The 1,785-nt window shown below is 45.3% G+C and carries 1 protein-coding gene; it reads right to left on the reverse strand.

All coding sequences use genetic code 11. From position 1 onward, the window contains the following. Nucleotides 1-512: 512 nt before the first annotated feature. Nucleotides 513-1,658: an IS110 family RNA-guided transposase gene (locus J2Z37_RS25350; protein ID WP_209813090.1), complete on the reverse strand. Its 1,146-nt coding sequence runs from the start codon at nucleotides 1,656-1,658 to the stop codon at nucleotides 513-515. Nucleotides 1,659-1,785 lie beyond the last annotated feature (127 nt).

The raw sequence follows: 1,785 nt of genomic DNA on the forward strand, positions 1-1,785 counted from the left end.
TTTTCCGTTGATATGAACGAAACCTGTCAAGAGAAGAACACCCTATAAATTTTTGCCGCACCAAACTAGACCTGTCAAGTGCACTTCTTGACAGGGGTCTTGGTTTTCACACTTTTCATGGTCCAGCAGCGCCTGCTGAACCTGCCTCACGGCGAGTGACGGGGTGCAGGGGGCGTGCTCCCTGCGATCTTTTTCTTTTTATAAGTTGTTGTTACATGGGCTACATTCCTTGGCACGAGGGCAAAATGGTACTTGCGCCCGATTGGCACGCTGATATACGTGGGTTTTCACATGTTAATTGATACGACCAGAGAGATACCTGCTAGCTATTGACGTGCGTCAAGTTAACCTTCAACTCTGCACAAACGGAAACCGCGGATTCTCTCTGCCTTGCTTTGTACTTTGCCCCCGAGCCAAAGAATGCCAGATCCATGCTTGAACAATCTCGCTGCCTTCACCTTCTTTCTGATGATTTTTTAGTTTTATAAACCTACTACCTATCTTTTTGTGACCTATGCTGCTGGTTGTTTCCTTGCTTTTTCTTTTAATTGTCTTTTATAAACTTCCATTCCAATCGCCCAAATAAATCCTGCAAGTTCCCGTGCCACTGCTGCTGCGACGGTTCCCTTATGCTTACCTTTAGCTACCATTTTGCTATACTTTTTGTGAAGACGTCGTTGTGCTTCCCAAGAGATGGCCTCAATCTCAGGTCCGAGTCCTTCCAAACGTTCCCTTAAGCTTCTTCGAATAGCTGGTGAAACCCTGTATGACCAGGCAGCTTCCACCAATACCCGCCGGACATGCGCATTCCCAACTTTCGTAATACTCCCTTGCCATCGACCGCCACCGCTTGAACTTTCGCTTGGCACAAGACCCATATAGGACATCAATTGACCAGGAGTAGCAAACCTTCCAGCTATATCGCCAAGTTCTGCAGCGATGGTAGTGGCTGTAACCAAAGCGACACCACGAAGTCCTTGCAAAGCCTGGATGAGGGGAGCCAGGTTACTGCTTTTTGTTTGCTGTTCCATTTCCCTTTCATACCGCTTGATCCGACTCGTTGCCTCACGAATACTATTCCGATATTCTTGAAAAACCATATCTTCTGCTACCCGGGAAAACCGCAGCGTGTCCAACCATTCTTCATAGACTGTCGTCCACAGATTCATTTCTTTAGAGGGTTTGATTTGATGACGCAGTAAAAACTTAGTCAGTCGTTGTTTATGCCGATTTAAATCCTCCACCGAATCTTCCCTAGCCCTGGTAAGATCCCTCAATGCCTCATCATCCTGAGCAGGGACATAGATGGGGGTTAATTCTTTAGCCCTCCAAAGCTGGGCCAATCGAATAGCGTCCCGTTTGTCTGTCTTGATTTTTTTGTTTCCATCTAAGGCTTGCGGTGCTGTTACTGTGCATAGTACAGAGAGTTCCAAAAACCAGCGATGCAATTCAAAGCCTGTTGGACCCGCCTCATAACAAACATCCAGTATGACGTTACCTTCTTTTGTTAGTTGCTTAACCAGTTTAACGACAGCTTCCTTGGTGTGGTTAATACTACCCCAATACCTAACAGCCTCATCACGATTCTCCGGGGCGATAGCGACAACAATTTTATTCTTGGATACGTCTAAACCTACATATTTCTTGGACATAATCATAGTAAACCGACTCCTTTTGTTTGTAGCTCTGATTTTGGTTTTGCTGGGTTTTTAAACTATCTCAGTCATTTCCAAATTCAACCTACGTAAAACATTGTGGTAGTCGGTTTCGTTCATTGTAACTATT

The organism is Ammoniphilus resinae (assembly GCF_017873965.1).
In the GTDB taxonomy this organism is placed as follows: Bacteria; Bacillota; Bacilli; order Aneurinibacillales; family RAOX-1; genus Ammoniphilus_A; species Ammoniphilus_A resinae.

Bases quoted from the DNA above. Each gene is read 5' to 3' on its own strand.
- J2Z37_RS25350 (WP_209813090.1), bottom strand. From the start codon at position 1,658: ATGATTATGTCCAAGAAATATGTAGGTTTAGACGTATCCAAGAATAAA.